Raw genomic sequence first — 17,743 nt, forward strand, 5'->3', positions numbered from 1 at the left:
AATGTATCTTTTCTTAATTTTCGCGCGTGTTCGTAAATTGAATATCAGGATAGCGCTCTTGCGCTAGCTGTAAATTCACCATAGTCGGTGCGATATACGTTAGGTTGTCGCCACCATCTAAAGCCAGGTTTTGCTCACCTTTACGGCGGAATTCATCAAGCTTTTTCTCATCACCAGAGTATACCCAGCGGGCAGTTGCTACGTTAATGTGCTCGTAAAGTGCATCTACGTTGTATTCCGCTTTTAAACGCGCCACAACCACATCAAACTGAAGCACACCTACCGCCCCAACAATCAAATCGTTATTTGCAAGGGGGCGGAATACTTGAACCGCGCCTTCTTCGGATAGCTGAATAAGCCCCTTAAGCAATTGTTTTTGCTTCAACGGATCTTTTAAGCGAATTCGCTTAAATAGCTCGGGCGCAAAGTTTGGAATACCGGTAAAGCGGTAGTTATCCCCTGACGTGAAAGTATCGCCAATACGGATAGTACCGTGGTTATGCAGGCCGATAATATCGCCAGCATACGCTTCTTCCAGCAGAGAACGGTCACCTGCTAAAAAGGTTAATGCATCAGAAATACGCACGTCTTTGCCTAAGCGGCTGTTGCGCATTTTCATGCCCTTTTCGTATTTGCCTGACACGATACGACAAAACGCAATACGGTCACGGTGTTTCGGGTCCATGTTAGCCTGAATCTTAAACACGAAACCGCTGAACTTGCCGTCGGAGCTCTCGATAGTGCCTTCTTCAGTTTCGCGGCCAAGTGGTGCTGGCGCCCACTCAACCAAGCCGTCAAGCATGTGGTCAACACCAAAGTTCCCCAATGCTGTACCGAAGAATACCGGCGTTAACTGACCTTCACGGAATAGCTCTTGATCAAATTCGTTAGATGCGCCGCGCACCAGCTCAAGCTCGTCGCGCAAGGTTTCGGCAAGGTCGCTACCCACTGCCGTTTCCAGCTCTGGGTTGTCTAGCCCTTTAATAATGCGCACATCTTGAATGGTGTGACCATGGCCGCTTTGATACAGAATAGTTTCGTCCCTATGAAGGTGATAAACCCCTTTAAAGCTTTTACCACAGCCAATAGGCCAAGTGATTGGCGCACACAAGATATCAAGCTCGGTTTCTACTTCATCAAGCAGCTCCATTGGGTCGCGAATATCGCGGTCGAGCTTGTTCATAAAAGTGATGATTGGGGTATCGCGCAAGCGAGTGACTTCCATCAACTTACGGGTTCTATCTTCTACCCCTTTGGCGGCATCGATAACCATTAAACAGGAGTCAACGGCCGTTAGCGTACGATAAGTATCTTCTGAAAAATCTTCGTGCCCTGGGGTATCTAGCAGGTTTACCAAATGGTCGCTGTAGGGAAACTGCATAACCGAGGTGGTGACCGAGATACCACGCTCTTTTTCCATTTCCATCCAGTCTGACTTTGCATGCTGGCCTGACTTTTTACCTTTCACGGTACCGGCGGTTTGTAGCGCGCGTCCAAACAACAATACTTTTTCAGTAATGGTGGTTTTACCCGCATCCGGGTGCGAGATGATAGCAAAGGTCCTTCGCTTATTGATTTCATTAAGAAAATCTTGGTTTGCCATGTATAAATTCTTTTAGTTTGTACACGGATTTGTACACACTTTTGGAAGTACTCTCTTTTCAGTTCTTCGCTTGTCAAATCCGTCGTGTTAATCGTAATTGGCCGCTATTTTCGCTGATCTTGACTTTATAAACAATCAATGGTTATCTAATCGGTTACCATTTACTCTCAGCGTGCGCCAATGCTCAGTTGTAGCTGTTTGCAATCGTTGCTTCTTCAGCTCATGAACAACTGTGGCTAAACCACAAATTCCTTCGCTACCAAAAATCGATGATAGCTTGTTTAACAACGCCTATAATTGAGCAGTTGCCGTTGATCGGTATTGCTGGATACTGTGGATTAAGAGGCTTCAAATATTTTTGCTCACCATCCAAGACTAATTGTTTAAAGGTTGCTTCTCTTGAATCGTCAAGCCGCGCTACAACCAATGAACCAGATGAGTAAGGAGCATCAGGATCTACAACTATAACAGCACCTTCTGGTATTGATTTTTTGCCGCTTGGATTTTCCATACTGTCGCCTTTCACGCGCAGTGCGAAACAACCTTCATGTGCTTTCCCAGTGACTTCACGCCACTCCTCTGCATCTTCAAAGGCAAATCCCTCCGCTATTTCAGTCCAATCCCCAGCCTGAACCCAATTAATAAGAGGAATACTCCCTTTAATGTCAGGCCCTACTTCTACATTACCGACCCCCAAGCCAATCTCGCCATCACCTGTGGCGAGCCAATGAGCATTCACGCGAAGCGCCTCCGCGATCTGCATGGTGTAACGAGACCTAGCCGATTTACCAGAGCAAATCTGGCTGATCGACTGCTGTTTGATACCAATGCGACGAGCCAACTCAGACTGAGTCACCCCAGTAAGCTGCAAGGCATGGTTTAGTCGTTCTGATAAAGTTTTCATAAGCCCGTATTCTACAAATAAAACTGTAGCCTTTCAACAATTTTAACTGTTGACTTATCTACAGTTTAAACTGTAACATTCAATCTTGTAACAGTTATTATTGTAACAGGAGACGGTATGGAAGTGTTCAACACGACACAAAAACATCTCCGCCGTGCCATTGACTTGGTCGGCGGGCAATCAGCATTAGCACGAGCCATCAACTCAAAACAGCAAAACGTCTGGTTTTGGTTGAATAAATCAGGGCGTGTTCCCGCTGAATTCGTTTTACCCATCGAACAAGCTACGCAAGGACAGGTAACCCGATCTCAGTTAAGACCGGACATCTACCCCGAATGCCCAAGCGAACTGAAAGCCAGTAACCAGTAGGATTTAGGGCAAGTAATGGTCAGCATTTTACGTAAACACAAAAGCGAGTACCTCCATGCGTGATTATGGCAAGGTCTATACCCGCTTTTGGCTAAAGCAAAATGTTTTGTCCTGGAGTGACTCAGCGAAGTTGCTAGGACTGTATTTGCTTACATGCCCACATTGTAATTTGCTTGGCTGCTTTCGATTGCCGATTGGTTACGTTGCTTCTGACTTGAACTGGGATGAGCAACAGGTTGCCAAGGCTCTAAATGAGTTAGAACAAGATCAGTTCCTGATTCGTTGCGAGGAATCTGGTTGGACTTTGATTCGAAGCTTTCTGAAGCACAACCCAATCGAAAACCCAAACCAAGGTAAAGCAGCCTTTCGGTTGCTTAAAGATGTACCTGCCGACTTCGTTGGTATGGCATCGCTTTTGAAATCTCTTGCCGCTTTTCAAGCTCGGCTTCCAGAAGAATTTTCATCATTGTTTACGCCTGATGGCAACCCGGTAAGGGACTCTCAACGGTCGGATGACTCTGAGAGAAGCAATAAACCAACAGTTAAAACTGTTGACCAGATACAGTTTGAAGACTTCTGGGATGTACAAATACGCAAAGAAAAAAAAGCGAAAGCCAAAGAAGAATGGCTTCGCATGGGCCTCAATGAAGACCATGAACTCGCCTTGGAAGTCCTAACACGCTGGAAAGAGCAACGAGACAACCGATTGCAGTATCAAGATCGGACTAAGACCCCTATGCCACATAACTGGCTTTTAAACCGGCAATGGGAAGACGAGTACGTTCGCATTGATGAAGTACAGCAATCATCGACGAGCCTAAAGGTCAGCAATCACCAATTGAATATTGAAGAAAGCAATCGCCGCATTGCTGAAAGCTGGGCCGGACCAGGTATTCGGGAGGTTCGTTCAAGTGCAGGAGGTTGATAAACGCGAGTTTGCTGATGTTTGGGGAGCAGCTTGGGCCATGTATGGCAAAAGCGTATCACCACAATTGCTATCCATCGCATTTGAAGCCCTTCGTGCTTATAGCATTGAAGAAGTGCGAATCGGTCTGACTCGGCATATTCAATCACCGGATACTGGGCAATTTTTTCCAAAGCCCGCTGACGTCATCAAGCATATCGATGGCAACTCGGGTTCAAGAGCCATGGTTGCTTGGAACAAAGTTGACAAGGCTGTTCGTCAGGTTGGCGCTTGGACATCCGTGATGTTTGACGATGCGCTTATTCACCGCGTGATTTCAGACATGGGGGGATGGGTTGAACTCTGCAAGGTTGACGACAGGGAATACCCCTTTAAGCAAAAAGAGTTTTTAACACGCTACCAGGCTTACTTACTGCGGGACGAAGTGAGTGAATACCCAAGGCTATTACAGGGTATTGCAGACCATCAGAACCAGCAAAAAGGATTTGATATGCAAGCGCCGGTTGCCGTGGGCGACTGGTCAAAAGCAGCACAAGTTTATACAAGAGGCATCGCTGACTTTAGCGCAGTGCCTTTGAAAAGAATAAGCCCGAAAGCCATTCAGGCGCTTCTCGGAAATCAATTAGAGGATAAAAATGAAAACGATTAAAGCAAAAACCATTGCCCTAGTGATAGCCATGTCCGCAAGCACTTCAGTCTATGCGTTTCCGGGCTATCAGTGGGAAAAAGCAGCACAAAGCGTTGGTATTGATCCAGTCATGCTCTTCGCCGTTGCCTTGGCTGAGTCGGCCTCACATCGTGGTCTTAACATGACCAGTCCATGGCCATACGCAATTCGCAATGGTTCAAATGCAACCTACGCCAAATCTAAGACAGAAGCTGAGCAACTGTTAAACCAGGCACTTCAAAAGAGTGAAAAATACCAGCTCGATATTGGCCTAATGCAAATCAATTTGCATTGGCATGGGCATCGGGTGAGCTCAGCGGCGGAACTGCTAGACCCCATCACCAACCTTACCGTCGGCTCAAGTATTTTGGCCGAAGCAATCAAGTCTTCACCAAACGATTTAGAGCTTGGCATAGGCCGCTATCACAGTTGGAACGAAGAGCGTGCACGCTGGTATGGGCAAAGAGTGCTTTCTATCTATCGCAATATTTTACATGAACTGGAGGTCCGTCAATGACAACCAATCAACAAGACTTCTATCAATTAAATTTGGCGTACCTGCACGCAGCACGGGAATTGGCGCGCATTGATCCGCAAGAGGCTGTCTTGCGCTTTGGACTTACACGCGATGTGGTTGATGCTCTGATTAATGCTGGTGTTGACGACCTGCAACGAGTGGCGACCTCATCATTCATGCTGTTTCAACCAAGGGGTAACCAAAGCCAACTGATTGAGATGGTGAAGAGCAAAGGCACCGGTATTCCAAGAATCGCTTATTTATTATCAACCCTAAACAACAAGGGGGATACATGATTGATAACCTGTCCAAAAGTGAGCTGTTTACCCGAGCCTCGCTACTTATTAAATATGGATTTCGAACAACCATTATCGCGCTCGATACTGGTTTGCCAATCCACATTATCAGAAGGCTTCACAAAGAAGTGACTGGCAAGTCACCTTGTCCTGGTCAATTGCCAGAATCTGATGCCATTGTTAAAAGCAGAAGAGCCTTAGTTGAAGGCTCCCTGCTGATGGCGCTTTATATCAATATTGGTGGTGACAATGTCTACAAGCAATTAAATATTGATGCTTTGATGAAGGCTTACGATGCGTACTTGGTTGCAAGAGAAGAAGCAGATCTTCCAGCTGAGATCCCCTGGAAAAAACTGACCATCAATGAAGGTTGGGTTCTAGCTCGTGATTTAAGATCACAGCTTGCATCCTTACACCGGTGTCGATGCGGTAGTCTGTATTTGACGGTATCTCAACAGCGCATTCAGCTTAAATGTCCTGTGTGTGAGATTATGGCCGAGCAAACCACTAGAGCACTTTTTGAGAACTAACATGCTGATGCATGATTTGATTGTGCACCGCCCGTGCACTTTGAGAGTACTAAGAAGATGACAAACTTACTTAAATCTTTACCAGCACGCTGCTGGGTTATATCACTGGGGCTTTTTCTGGCGACTTTGGCTGCGGCTCACTTTTTTCCATCAGAAATATTAACAGCATCAGCCAAGTTAGCGGCTTTACCATTTCTGTTCTGCACCGTCGTTTTTTTCGGCTACTTGGGATTCAAAGCGACCTGTAACCCCATCGGCCTAATAGCCATCATCACGATGCTTTTAGCAATCGCATATTGGCAAGCGAGTTGGACAATTGTTGGTTTGGGACTCTTTTTCATAGCTATTTGTACTGGAATTAGATTCTTGAGCAGCCAAGTTAAAGATTCGGGTAGAACTTTGAGCATTGAAGAAAAATGGTATTGGTATAAGCTCCATTCGTTTTTTGATGGCTTTTATCCAAGGTATCCCAAAAAGCCAAAAAAATAGCCAGCCCACCACAAGCTGGCTACCTTCTATTTTCAGTTCCTTCCTGATGCCTGGTTATAGGCTCTAATATCGATCAAGTTGTTCTGAGCATAATCTCCCGCAAGGGATGCATTTGAGATCACCGCTATCTGCTTATCCACAAATGCTTTATCTTCTTCGGACACACTGTCAGGGATGTAAGCGCCACTCTCATCCTTTTGACGATAGTCATTTAGCATTTGCTCCCTTAGATCAAGCATTTCAGGCGACCAACTCGATGAGTCTTCAGAGTTGAAAACGCGCCCCGCCAAACCTTCATTGAAAGCTTGAGCGAACACTTGACTTTGAATCGGGGTCAATCCCATTCTCTGCCCTTCGCTGTATGCTTCCTGTTTAAAATCATCGGCGTACTGTTCTAAGAACTCACCATACCGATTGTTAACTGCCGCACCAAATGCCCCCGCCAACATGGCTTCAGACTTAGTGCCCCAGTTTACTTCGGAGGCATACTGCGAACTCGATCCACTGTATGCATCATTAAACGCCGTCAATGGGTTTTCCAAAGAGGTTCCTGCGTCAACGGCTGCTTTTAAGCCATCCCATGTTGATTTGCTGGCCACCGTAGCATTGTGCAAGAAACCTCGTGAGCCAGGATCTTCAAGCGCCTGTTCTTTGTAACTCTCATAATCTTCGCCAAAATGATTCAAGGTATGCAATGCTGCATCAGTATGCTTGCCACTGAAATCACCAATAGCACTGGCGCTGTTGAAGAACATTTCAGCACCAGAGACTCCGCTATCATCAGCCATAATGCGAGATCGCCACTGAGAGCCAGCTTCACTGTTTAGTCCAGATTGATAGGTACTTGTGTCAGAAGCTACGGCCTGCTGGGCTTGTTGCTGATGCGCATTCAGCTGTCCATCTACACCAGAAAGATTGGTTTGGTAAGCAGATTGAGCCGAATTGAACTGCGTTTGAACTGTTGCAGCATCCTCATAGCCTCCCAAAACACCTGATTCAACTTGGCTTTGAGTGCCACCAAAAGTAGGTGCCGTTGATGACAAGCCTTCATTAGAGCGTGGCTGAATAGATCGTAAATCGGCTCCGGTAGCCATGGCCATAACAGTCATTGCTGCTTGATAGTCATTGTCTCGTTCAGCGGGCGTAGAGGAGTTGCTATAGGTTAAAGACTCCATAGCTGCTGCCACATACGCCTGATTATCATCAGGTAGCAAGCGCTGATACATTGGAAGGTTTTCACGTAATCGGTTACCTGCTTCAACATGTTGGTTCATATAGCGACCTAAATAATCCATGACTTCAGGATTATCCGCTGCTAATCGAGTTAACGTCGCACCATCCGTGTTCCTTTGTCCTGATAGACTGTAGCTGGCCTGATCAAGCTCACTAAAGCGGTTTGATGCCGTGATAACGTCTTGTGCTGAACTCTGAAGTGACTGATAGTCTTGATTAGACAACGACATCTCAACGCCAGAGCGTCTTGAATCTGAAAGGTCCTTAACCATCGCATCGCGAAACTCAGCACGTCGTGAATCACTCGATGCCAAGCTTTGCATCTCCCCAGTGAGCGTATTTGCGCTCGTAGACCGAGAACTGCCTTCTGACGACTCAACTTGGCCACTAAAGTTACCACCTAGATCCAACCCAGCTCGTACCCTTGATAGTTTTGGTACACGAGATGAATCTGGCTTATCAACTCCAGGCAAATTACCTTGTGGAGAATCATTGCCTCCCGTTCCAAGAAGCCTCCCAAGAAAACCCTTATCGGCAACTTCTTTCTCACCGGGATTAGTAATGGTTCCATCTCCACCGACCCTAAGGCCTCCCGATAACACGCCCGATACCAAGCCACGTACAGCGTCTTTTTTATCGTCTCCGAAACCATACCGTGTTTGCAGGTCATCAGTAACCTGATTAACAACGGCGCTAGATGCGGAATTAGAAGAACCGATCTGACGTCCAACCGAAGAAAGGTTGTCGTAACTTAGCTTTTCACCAAAGGTTCGGCTCATGGTATTGCCAACCTGACGGCTAAAGGCTTGAGTTGCCTGAGTCATGGATTCTTTTGCAGAGCCGACCATTGAACCCACTGCGTTTCCGACAGAGAAACTGCTTAGTAGGTTTGACGCGCCGGTCATAGCAGAACCCGTAAGGGCTGAATTCTGGAACATTGACTGTGATTGCATCACCGGGGCATTTTTCGCGACATCTGGACTTGCCATCTTTTCATCAATGGCATCACCGTTTTGAAGACGTCCAGCCAAGTGGGTTGCAGTTATTGCTGAGCCATACACGAGCATGAGCGAAATCGCCGGAACACTCGACGCCAACATGCCGCCAGTAGCTATCCAGGTTTGCAGCACTGAATCCATCTGCATCATCCCAGCAAAAGATGGCACTTCTGTACCTGCAAAGGCATCAAGAGCCGACATTTTCCCAGCAACAGTTAAATGGATATATAGGTTAATGATGGCCATGACAGGCATCCAAAGTTGAATCCAAAGCAGGATTAACAAGTACTTCCCGGCCATTCGCATCCCGATTTGGCCAAGGGCTATCACAAAGGCCATCAAAGGGGTGATGGCGTAAATGAATCCCTCAAAAAATGTCATCATCGGACGAACGATACTTTGGAACAGGGTCTGCTCTGCCGCCCATTGCGTATTGCGCTGCTCAATCGCTTGGTTAACCATAACGGCTGCGGTGAAAGCTTGATCATCCATATATTTGCCCGTCACGCTTTGCTCATAAATAGGCAAAAGCACCGACGCGGTCATGTACTCTTGGGTGTTAACCGAAGCCAAACCAAGGTTATTCAGTGCATTTCGGATCACGTCATCAGTGTCCGTTGCTGACGAAGTCCCCAATGAGGCCGACAGAACCTGTTTAAGCCTTGGAATGAAGGTTGATTCTGTTATGAGTTTCAGCTGGCTGTAGGCATCGGTGCAGTCCAGATCGCTACTGCTACCACTGAGCATGATTCGAGTGCCATAAATGCGCGAATCAAACTTAATCGCAGTCATCGGGTTAGGATCACTCAGCACCTGATCGAGGTTCTTTTGGCCGATGTCGATACCAATCAAGGTGCATTCTTTGATGTAGTTAAACCACGATTGTTCGATATCTGAGCCACCGACACGATTTGCATCACCCAACCCAGAGCGATCCATCACCTGTTTTCTCACTTTAATCAGTGACTGTAAACTGGATGCAAAGCCGTATTCCGTCATGGCGGGAGTTGAGAACGCCGTTTCAAACAATCGCGTGATTTGAAAGCCAACAGTCGAAATCGTACTGCCTGCGGCAGCAACACCGATGGGCACATTATCAACCACTCGAACTTGTCCCGTGTACGCATCCTCAATGCTCACTCGGGTACTGGGCCCAAACATGGTTGCAAAGACTAGCCATGAGACTAAAACATGTTGAAAGTTAATCCCACGACCACCTTGCATTAAGGCCTGAACAGAGACCATCAATACCCCAATGAGCAAGCCAATGCGAACCATTGAAGTAAAATCGCCTGTACCAGTGATCATCGCGACAGCGTTCAGGACCTGCTCTAAAAAAGCCGAATCCCCGATGGAATAGATCTCCCACATAACCTATTCCCCCAGCGCCGTAGATTTAACGGTGTAATAACGCTGTTTGCGAATGGTCTGAATCACTTGGTTAAAGTGCGCCAGCAATTCTTGCTCTGAGCCGTATCTTCGCTGCAACGCGGCGTACTCCTCATTGATTTGGCGACGTGCACGTTCAAGATCTTCCGTTAACAACTTCGCATAGGCATGATCTTCCACACCCGATGTGCTTCTAGCTGCGTTGAGCATGTCTTCAACCAATGCTCGGGCCATCTCAACAGCAATAAATGGAGCCGCTCGTGAAGCAAACGACCTAGCAGCCCCTTCATTTAATGCAGAAAGTGTTCTAATCATGCCGCCAATGCTCGCGGGAGCCGAGGTCATAAAAGCCTGTTCGGTGGTGCTAGCAGCCCCTGTATTTCGAGCAAATTTAAAAATAATGCCGTTACTAGAACCTGTACCAAGAAGTAAATTTTCTACCTGAGTTGATAACCCGGTAAGGGTCACGTTAGTGATTGTCGGGTTCAAACAACCGTCTTGCGTCACTGTGTCACATCGGTACATAGCGACGTTACCGCCGTGAATTAGATGCTCAATAGTCACTTTATTGCCATTCAGTCTGGTCAGTTTCGGGGCTTTACCTTGGCCATCAGCGGCATTAGCTAGATCACCAACAATGATCGAACCCGTCACCGACATAACTGCTTCAAGAAAACGGTCATCCCCCGATGCAAACCAGCTTGATGCCGAATGACGTTTCAGTGCTCGCCAAACCAAATTACCTTTAATCGTTCTGTTTACATCAGATGCCGCGACACTCGAAGCGTTCTCATATGGGTTCTTACCATTGGATTCACTCCAACTGGTAAAAACGTCTCCAGCCCCTTTAAGTGAGCTCAACATGCTGGCTTCTGTTTGCCCCTTTATACCAAAAGCAGCCAGGGTATCGTTCACAACTCCCTGAGCCATTTGACAGGAATTGCCGAAATACTCGTTCAACTGCTGGATTTTCTTTTGCAGTGTCTCCATGTGCTGGGAGCATTTCTCACACATAGCACTGAGCGCCAATTGGAATGCGTACCCCTTGGCGTTTGCAGCAACAGAGCGAAGTAATTGAACAAACTGATCCGCGTTAACAAATGACAAACTTCCCGCGAACATATCAATGCCACCACAACCGGCTTGGAATGACGGAGGCACCATAGAGACGAGGTTCTCGTTCATGATTCTGTTACGGACAACAACGCTTCCACCAGATATAACGCCACGCCGCTGACTCTCGAATACACCTGGCGCAGTGGTGTTGGTCATTGAACCAAACAACTGGTTCATCTCCTGTTGCAAGCTTGCTTGGCTCATAGATGAAAAACCAATCGCACAGGCGATTAGCGATACTCGGAATACTTTTTTCATCGTTATAACCCTCCTTGTGCACGCAGATAGCGAACAAGGAACTCAGGGTCCTGTAATATCTTTTCGTTAAGCTCTTGGGCTGACATCGCGAGTGACACGCCGGGTTGAACAGGTCTGGTGGCATAGTAAGTTTGATCGTCAATCCAACCGGCTTGATGGGCTGCGAGAATGATTCGATTATTGAGCTCATCAAGGCTCATTGCGCCTTGGCCAATCGGAGTGATGACATTAGGCGGATCAACTAAGAACACGGCAGGGACAGTCGTAACGGACAATGATTGAGCTTGTCCTGAATCGACTTTGAAATTGGGAAACTCTCCACCCGGTAAAGGCAAGCCATCGACAGCAATAGCAAACACCTCAAAACCGTAGTTCAAAGCCATGGATTCGATGATAGGCGCTTGAGCATGGCAGTAAGGGCAATCCGAACGATAGAAGAAGAACAAGCCAGCTCGTTTTGCTACCTCAACTAAAGCAACATCCCGTTGAGTGCCAGCTTCTCTATCCATCCGATTGGCGGCATAAGTCGCCAAGGGTCTTCGACTGATTTCATCCAAAACAGGATCACCCATGACCACCTGCTGACTAACATCAGCAAATAGTGAGCCCTTATCCATCATGACGCGCTGAAGATAAAGATAGGCTCTGACATTCTCACTCGTTGGCTCATCAATTGCCTTGTCCATAAACGATTGCATATGCTCTCGGAACCATGCGGCACTGAAGGGCTTTAGTTCGCTCTGACTGGACTCCACGACACCAGCTTCCGGCTCTATCAGCTCATCAGGCTGCTCAGGTTCAGGAATGACCTGATACCAAAACCAGCCTTCCTGACCACGCTGATAGAATGGCCCATCACTGGCATGGGCGGGCAAGATGAATAGAAATAAAATAATGATTGGGATGGTCACCCATAGGATAAACCAAGGTAACAAAGGGGTTCTCATTGTCAGCTCCAGAAAATTTCATAGAGCTAACATGCTAAAGATCCCCATAAGAGCGATTGGCCAGATAGATGAAGGAATCGTGTGTGTTTCTGACTAGCTGTTTTGACCAGTAACAACAGCTAACTTTAATGAGCAAAATATATGACGACGATTGATGGGGGGAGCCGATCAGATCGTAGCTTCTTGATTTAGTTCCATCGATTTAAGCAACAAAGCCGGATGCAGTGTAAATATGGGATAATAATCTCCTACCTTTGTGATGCTCTTTTAATCGGGGTCTGTTCCGTTATCGCTATCTAATCTAAGAACAAGGGCACTCGTATTTGAGTGCCCATGGTTTATCTGGATTCAATGGCTGGCTAATCAGGAGGCTACATCATGCCCGTGACAAGGCCTGCCGCCACAAAAAATACGATCATCCACAGCACCGAAAGGTTGAGCTTTTTGTGTAGATAGAAACCTACAATCACTAACGCCATGTCGATGGGAGCAACAACTGCGCTGCTAAATACTGGCTGGTAAAGTGCCGAGAGTAGCAATCCTACTACCGAGGCGTTTACACCGTTGATGGCGCCGGAGACCAACGGTTTGCTTGCCAGTGCTTGCCAGTTTTTAAGTACGCCAAGCAGTAAAAGAAAACCTGGTAGGAATACACCAAGCGTTGCGATCAGCGCACCTAAAATTGGCGTATCCGAAAGCTCATAACCGATAAAAGTTGCAAAGGTGAACATTGGCCCCGGTACAGCTTGTGCAGCGGCGTAGCCTGTTAAAAATACATCTGGGCTGAGCTGATCGCCAACAATGTTTTGCAGAAGCGGCAGCACCACATGACCGCCACCAAACACTAAGCTACCAGCTTGGAAAAAATCACTAAACAGCCCAAGCAAAGGCAACGTATGAGCCACTAACGGTAAGCCGAGTAAAAGCACCGCAAATAGAGCCAGTGGCGCTATAGACGGTTTAAACGGCTCGGTTGATGGCACGGAGCCTTTCCTCAGATATCGCAAACCGACAATACCGGCTCCGAGCAACACGAACATTTGCGTCATGATGCTTGGTGCCACCAACAACGCAATCGCAGTCGCGACGCACAAACCAGCGGTCAGTTTGCTTTGGCAGAAGTTTTTGTACATGCCCCAGGTCGCATCCGCCACGACAACGACAGCTAGTAGTTTTAGCCCGTGAACGATGTTTTGAAACATTGCGGTGTCGGTGATTTGGCTACTCACCATCGCTAGCGCCAACATGATGATCACCGAAGGAAGCGTGAATCCGACAAATGCTGCGCATGCACCACTTAAACCGCCGCGCTTATAACCCAATGCAAAGCCGACTTGGCTTGATCCCGGTCCCGGCAAAAACTGACTGAGCGCGACAATTTGAGCGTACTCGCTGTCATCAAGCCATTTCAGTTTCTCAACAAAGGTTTGGCGAAAATAACCAATATGAGCCGCTGGGCCGCCGAAGCTGAACCAACCCAGCCAGAAAAAAGTCTTGAAGATAGTGAACATGTCGAGCCTGTTTATTTAAAAAGCATTTTTGCTAATTTATCGAATGCTATAAAATGACTCAAATTGATGATTTTGATTTCATCTATGAATGAAATGGGATGAGGGTGTTGAAGTGAAAGAGGACATTCAGTGGCGCAACATTGACTTGAACTTGTTGGTGACGTTTTCCTACCTGTATCGCCATCGAAGCGTTAGCGTCGCGGCAGAGAAAAGTTGCGTTAGCCAGTCGGCGATGAGCCATAGTTTATCTCGTTTGAGGTTGTTGTTTGATGACCCGCTTTTTGAGCGCAAAGGGCATAAGATGCAGCCCACAGAGCACGCTCACCACATCGCGCCAACCGTGCATAACTTGCTGGACTCTATCGCCAAAGACTTGCTCACTAAGTCTGCCTTCCAACCTGAAAATTACGCGGGTGTATGTCGCATTGGGTTAACGGATTATGCTGAGTTTATCTTTGCGCCTCGGGTTTATGACGAAATACGTCAGCGCGCACCAGAGGCGCAGATCAGTTTTATTAACGTCAATCGTAGCAACTACGTGGCATTAACAGAGCAGGAAAAGCTCGATGTCATTATTGGCAGCATTCCGTTGTTAGATGACAACTTTGAGAGCTTGTACTTGTACACCGAAAAACACGTGTGCATGTGTGATAAACAGGTATTGAAAGGGGAAACACAGCTGTCTCTGGAAGCGTTCGCTAACATCGAGCAAGCTCTGGTAAGTCCCGATGGGAGCTTAAAGACACAAGTAGACCAAAAGCTCGCAGAACACGGCTTGAGGCGTAAAGTCACCGTGGCTTCGCGCAATTTTCTCACCATTCGGCATTTATTGAAAAAGCGCGATCTAATTGCCATCGTGCCAGAAAAAATGGCGTTGGCGGAGGGCTTTTCGGACGATCTCATTACTGTTAAGCCGCCGATCGCCGTTGCGGATTTTGATATTGCCATGCTGTGGCATTCCAGCCGAAACAATGAAGACAAAGGCATTTGGCTACGCGAGTTAATTTCTTCGACCATCAGCTCTAAATGATAAACATTTTGGGCACTCATCGTGCCTAGAGTTATTTGTTGTTGAACTTCTTACTACCCACTGAGTTATTAGCGTTATACCGAAATAGTACTGATTAAGTAAAATGAATGTCTTTGGTTAGGAGTAATGATACTCCTGATTTAATTCATAAAAGAGGATAATGGAAAAGGTATCATTGAGTTGTACCAGGTTGCTGAGGTCTGCTATCGGCACCTAAGTAAGTATCGCCAATACACATTAGCTCACTTTACTTCGAAAACCGTAACCAACGTTTTAATTGAGCCACCAGGAATCATAACAAAGTACATATTGCTCCCCACATGCTGCCAGACCTCGGCCTCTTGTGCATATTTTTTTGCTTTTTGGATAGCGACGTTTTCTGGCAACTGAGTTTTAGTTAGCCCCGAACATAGCAGCTTTGAGCACAAAGACTTCCAAGGATGCTTAGGTACGCCGTCTGAAAGCCGTTCCACGAATCTTTCAAGCGCGTGACGAGTCACCACGACAGGTCCAATTTTCGGAACGTTGATGACCTCATCGATGTCTCTCACTGTAGCATTATCGACGCTGTATTCTTCGAAGGAATGTGAGAGCCAATCGTCCTGCTTCTCTACCGAGATCTGTGCTTCCTGGTATCGAGTTAGCAAAAACCTAGTCAGGCTGTAAAGTGAATGCTGAGTTGAGCGTTGTTTCTGTAACTTTTTGATAGCTCCTTTACTGACCCGGATTTGAAGCCCATGACCGCTTCGGTTACTTCCCATCACCTCTTTCACTGACAGTAGGTGATGAATAGCATAAAGCTCAGCTGCAATTGGCTTTTGCTGCTCAGGTAGCTTGTCGTATTGCTCACCTAAATCGACCTTTAGCTCACCACCTCTTCGAAGGCCGGTCTTCCAGTAAACCGTAAATTCACCATCAATCTGCTTTGTTAACAGGGTTAATACCATCATGTTTGTTTCTCCTATTGGTTCTCTATTTTTCATTCTCCATGTTTTTTCAAATATGCAAGGCGTATCGAGTAGGGTGAGGCTTGCGCCTCATCCCTCTCACAGAACCGTACGTACGGGCCTCGTATACGGCTCCTGCATACTTCATATCACTTGCTAAGTGACACAATGCTAATTTGCAATCTAGTATCGTGCGCCCTATGGACATCGTTCATTTTCTAACATTGTGGTAACTTTCATTGCAGGGTTTGGCGTTCTAGCACTGAGGCAATCTACCAAATTTGACTACAATTACTTCCCATATACGGCCTGTCTCACCAGACATCACTATTCCTAGCGCACCGATTCGACTTGTCCCGCTGATCTGGCGGCTTGTGTATCAATGATAAAAAAACTCACAACTCATCAGAGTCTTAAAGTCTGCTTCCCCCCTTCGCAATCCATTTAAGCTTTTGGCTAAAATAGATCCTATCAAACACAATGCTGATAGTCGGCTTGGTTTTACCCTCCACACCATTACTGGCTTTCATCGGCCTAGCCTTACTCACTACTACGGGTTCATCTGCCACCTCACACTCGCAACATTCTTGGATCACTCCTTGAACGATACGTCCAACCATTTGATTGGATCTAATGCCAGGCTTCCCCAGTTACTGCACTGGCTCCCTGTTAGAAATTCCACCCTCAAACACAAAACAGGACTGACTGAGTATCGGGCTTCGCGCTATTTTGCACGCTTACCCTCCTGTCTTGCCGAATCAGGTTCACTTGCGTTGTGTACCTCTAACTTCCTATGGCTTCCTTCAGACCCTGCCGTTGGCCAACAACGCCCTTGCCATTCGGATTATCTTCCCCTCAGTCAGGGTGATTCAGGTTTCTTTCAACCTGACGGGTTTGCCAGCTTCGCTGGGCAAACAAAAAAAGGGGCCGAAGCCCCTTGGATCAGATATGAACTTTCGGAAAGCCCATGGCACCGTAAACATTCAGCACATCATTCCAATCCCAACTTTTCACGCCAAGTGACGTTGGTATCGGAGGGATCAAGACTTGTGTCAGAATGCCTTTCTGCCAGGCTTTTTTCTTGAGTTCATTCGCTGCATTCAGGCCGGTCTCAGAGAGATCATGATCTGCCCAGATGTACAGCATTTTCACATTACTTGGTGGTTCAAACCTAGCCAGTAGGGTTGCATTCACAACCGACCAACATGTTTGTCCCGTTGCTCTGGTAACCGCTAAAGCCGTTTCGATACCTTCAGAAACACCTAGTACCTCACCAGGCTCACCAATCGGAATGGCACCACCTGTGATTGTTCTGTCACTTGGTATCGGCATCATCTTTTTAGGCCTTTCAACCGGCGCTTTGAATCCATCTTCACTTAGGTAGATCCGATGGAACGTGGCCGAACGCCCTTGCTGAGTAACGATTTTACCTAGCAGCGCTGGGTAGCTATCGATAAACAGGCCATCTTCATCATGGTAAGGCAAGTTTGGATGAAACCTCAGCACCGAATCCCATTCAGGACGAAGCCGGGTAACAATGCCACGACGATGCATGTAGTTCCAAACTGGTTGCGCACGAGTATCTGCAAGAGAAAACGTTTCTCCCCAGGTTTGATTCAAGCGATGGATAATCGCTTTGTCCTCTTCCTGCCTTTTCGTCTTCCAGTCAACAGCGTTACTCGGTATTACCCGAGTTGGTACTTGTCCGGGTTGAATACCTAGAACTTGACCGATTGCTTCAATAGACTGAGCAAAGTTCCATCCATTAATCCAAGACAACAGTTCAAAGCCATCATGAAAGATACCGCAGGTATTACAAACGCCACCACCGGTATATTCAGCATCTTTGAACAGCCTAAAGCCATCACGACCGCCATGAACAGGACAAGCCACATGACGGCCTTTTCGAGCAATAGCAGCATCAAGTTCTGGCACCAACGCCGCCAAGACTTGAAGCCATTGGCCATTGAGATATGGCCTTACTGTGTCAATTTGTAAAGGTAACGCCATATAA

The 17,743-nt window shown here is 46.9% G+C and carries 16 protein-coding genes; 8 read left to right on the top strand and 8 right to left on the bottom strand.

What is annotated here, in order from left to right; all coding sequences use genetic code 11:
* Window positions 1-13: 13 nt before the first annotated feature.
* A complete protein-coding gene (gene prfC / locus IUA53_RS13625; protein WP_196897284.1) occupies window positions 14-1,603 on the bottom strand; it encodes a peptide chain release factor 3 in 1,590 nt (529 codons plus the stop codon).
* A 256-nt stretch (window positions 1,604-1,859) separates the two neighbouring features.
* Entirely contained in the window at window positions 1,860-2,507 is a 648-nt protein-coding gene (locus IUA53_RS13630; protein ID WP_015066602.1) for a LexA family protein, read from the bottom strand.
* Between the two features lie 117 nt (window positions 2,508-2,624).
* Between IUA53_RS13630 and IUA53_RS13635 the strand changes: the two genes are divergently transcribed.
* The 7 genes from IUA53_RS13635 to eexS are packed head-to-tail and all read left to right on the top strand — an operon-like array spanning window position 2,625 to window position 6,300.
* Window positions 2,625-2,876, top strand: coding sequence for a helix-turn-helix domain-containing protein (locus IUA53_RS13635; RefSeq protein WP_000451746.1), 252 nt, complete (start codon window positions 2,625-2,627; stop codon window positions 2,874-2,876).
* Between the two features lie 55 nt (window positions 2,877-2,931).
* The gene (locus tag IUA53_RS13640; RefSeq protein ID WP_015066601.1) at window positions 2,932-3,801 is read left to right on the top strand and encodes a hypothetical protein; all 870 of its coding nucleotides are present in this window, start codon (window positions 2,932-2,934) and stop codon (window positions 3,799-3,801) included.
* Entirely contained in the window at window positions 3,788-4,450 is a 663-nt protein-coding gene (locus IUA53_RS13645; RefSeq protein WP_015066600.1) for a DUF6475 domain-containing protein, read from the top strand. The genes IUA53_RS13640 and IUA53_RS13645 overlap by 14 nt, the downstream gene beginning before the upstream one ends.
* Complete coding sequence (locus IUA53_RS13650; protein ID WP_015066599.1) at window positions 4,437-4,985, top strand: lytic transglycosylase domain-containing protein; 549 nt, start codon at window positions 4,437-4,439, stop codon at window positions 4,983-4,985. Before IUA53_RS13645 ends, IUA53_RS13650 begins: the two co-directional genes overlap by 14 nt.
* Window positions 4,982-5,281 carry a flagellar transcriptional regulator FlhD gene (locus IUA53_RS13655; protein ID WP_015066598.1) on the top strand — a complete coding sequence of 100 codons (300 nt, stop codon included), beginning with the start codon at window positions 4,982-4,984 and terminating at the stop codon, window positions 5,279-5,281. The genes IUA53_RS13650 and IUA53_RS13655 overlap by 4 nt, the downstream gene beginning before the upstream one ends.
* Entirely contained in the window at window positions 5,278-5,811 is a 534-nt protein-coding gene (locus tag IUA53_RS13660; RefSeq protein WP_015066597.1) for a FlhC family transcriptional regulator, read from the top strand. Before IUA53_RS13655 ends, IUA53_RS13660 begins: the two co-directional genes overlap by 4 nt.
* A gap of 57 nt (window positions 5,812-5,868) precedes the next feature.
* On the top strand, window positions 5,869-6,300 hold the full coding sequence (gene eexS, locus IUA53_RS13665; protein ID WP_015066596.1) for an entry exclusion protein EexS: 432 nt from the start codon (window positions 5,869-5,871) through the stop codon (window positions 6,298-6,300).
* 32 nt (window positions 6,301-6,332) lie between these two features.
* Here the strand turns inward: eexS and IUA53_RS13670 are convergent, their stop codons facing one another.
* The 4 genes from IUA53_RS13670 to chrA form a co-directional block, all read right to left on the bottom strand.
* On the bottom strand, window positions 6,333-9,902 hold the full coding sequence (locus IUA53_RS13670; protein WP_015066595.1) for a conjugal transfer protein TraG N-terminal domain-containing protein: 3,570 nt from the start codon (window positions 9,900-9,902) through the stop codon (window positions 6,333-6,335).
* Window positions 9,903-9,905: 3 nt separating this feature from the next.
* Window positions 9,906-11,294 (bottom strand): conjugal transfer protein TraH, encoded by a 1,389-nt coding sequence (locus tag IUA53_RS13675; protein WP_015066594.1) that lies wholly within the window; start codon window positions 11,292-11,294, stop codon window positions 9,906-9,908.
* A gap of 2 nt (window positions 11,295-11,296) precedes the next feature.
* On the bottom strand, window positions 11,297-12,241 hold the full coding sequence (locus IUA53_RS13680; protein WP_015066593.1) for a thioredoxin family protein: 945 nt from the start codon (window positions 12,239-12,241) through the stop codon (window positions 11,297-11,299).
* 371 nt (window positions 12,242-12,612) lie between these two features.
* Window positions 12,613-13,752, bottom strand: coding sequence for a chromate efflux transporter (chrA, locus tag IUA53_RS13685; protein WP_015066592.1), 1,140 nt, complete (start codon window positions 13,750-13,752; stop codon window positions 12,613-12,615).
* 88 nt (window positions 13,753-13,840) lie between these two features.
* On the opposite strand from chrA, the gene IUA53_RS13690 reads away from it, so the two are divergent.
* The gene (locus IUA53_RS13690) at window positions 13,841-14,782 is read left to right on the top strand and encodes a LysR family transcriptional regulator (RefSeq protein WP_041702643.1); all 942 of its coding nucleotides are present in this window, start codon (window positions 13,841-13,843) and stop codon (window positions 14,780-14,782) included.
* Between the two features lie 242 nt (window positions 14,783-15,024).
* Here IUA53_RS13690 and IUA53_RS13695 read toward each other — a convergent pair whose 3' ends face one another.
* Entirely contained in the window at window positions 15,025-15,732 is a 708-nt protein-coding gene (locus tag IUA53_RS13695) for a hypothetical protein (RefSeq protein ID WP_015066590.1), read from the bottom strand.
* A gap of 939 nt (window positions 15,733-16,671) precedes the next feature.
* A complete protein-coding gene (locus IUA53_RS13700) occupies window positions 16,672-17,739 on the bottom strand; it encodes a DUF7146 domain-containing protein (protein WP_015066589.1) in 1,068 nt (355 codons plus the stop codon).
* Between the last annotated feature and the right edge of the window lie 4 nt (window positions 17,740-17,743).

Source organism: Alteromonas sp. B31-7, assembly GCF_015767655.1.
GTDB lineage: Bacteria > Pseudomonadota > Gammaproteobacteria > Enterobacterales > Alteromonadaceae > Alteromonas > Alteromonas australica.

Coding starts and splice junctions, on each gene's coding strand:
- IUA53_RS13650 (WP_015066599.1), top strand. CDS start 4,437: ATGAAAACGATTAAAGCAAAAACCATTGCCCTAGTGATAGCCATGTCC.
- IUA53_RS13630 (WP_015066602.1), bottom strand. CDS start 2,507: ATGAAAACTTTATCAGAACGACTAAACCATGCCTTGCAGCTTACTGGG.
- IUA53_RS13695 (WP_015066590.1), bottom strand. CDS start 15,732: ATGATGGTATTAACCCTGTTAACAAAGCAGATTGATGGTGAATTTACG.
- IUA53_RS13640 (WP_015066601.1), top strand. CDS start 2,932: ATGCGTGATTATGGCAAGGTCTATACCCGCTTTTGGCTAAAGCAAAAT.
- IUA53_RS13675 (WP_015066594.1), bottom strand. CDS start 11,294: ATGAAAAAAGTATTCCGAGTATCGCTAATCGCCTGTGCGATTGGTTTT.
- eexS (WP_015066596.1), top strand. CDS start 5,869: ATGACAAACTTACTTAAATCTTTACCAGCACGCTGCTGGGTTATATCA.
- IUA53_RS13690 (WP_041702643.1), top strand. CDS start 13,841: ATGAAATGGGATGAGGGTGTTGAAGTGAAAGAGGACATTCAGTGGCGC.
- IUA53_RS13700 (WP_015066589.1), bottom strand. CDS start 17,739: ATGGCGTTACCTTTACAAATTGACACAGTAAGGCCATATCTCAATGGC.
- IUA53_RS13680 (WP_015066593.1), bottom strand. CDS start 12,241: ATGAGAACCCCTTTGTTACCTTGGTTTATCCTATGGGTGACCATCCCA.
- IUA53_RS13660 (WP_015066597.1), top strand. CDS start 5,278: ATGATTGATAACCTGTCCAAAAGTGAGCTGTTTACCCGAGCCTCGCTA.
- prfC (WP_196897284.1), bottom strand. CDS start 1,603: ATGGCAAACCAAGATTTTCTTAATGAAATCAATAAGCGAAGGACCTTT.
- IUA53_RS13670 (WP_015066595.1), bottom strand. CDS start 9,902: ATGTGGGAGATCTATTCCATCGGGGATTCGGCTTTTTTAGAGCAGGTC.
- IUA53_RS13635 (WP_000451746.1), top strand. CDS start 2,625: ATGGAAGTGTTCAACACGACACAAAAACATCTCCGCCGTGCCATTGAC.
- chrA (WP_015066592.1), bottom strand. CDS start 13,752: ATGTTCACTATCTTCAAGACTTTTTTCTGGCTGGGTTGGTTCAGCTTC.
- IUA53_RS13655 (WP_015066598.1), top strand. CDS start 4,982: ATGACAACCAATCAACAAGACTTCTATCAATTAAATTTGGCGTACCTG.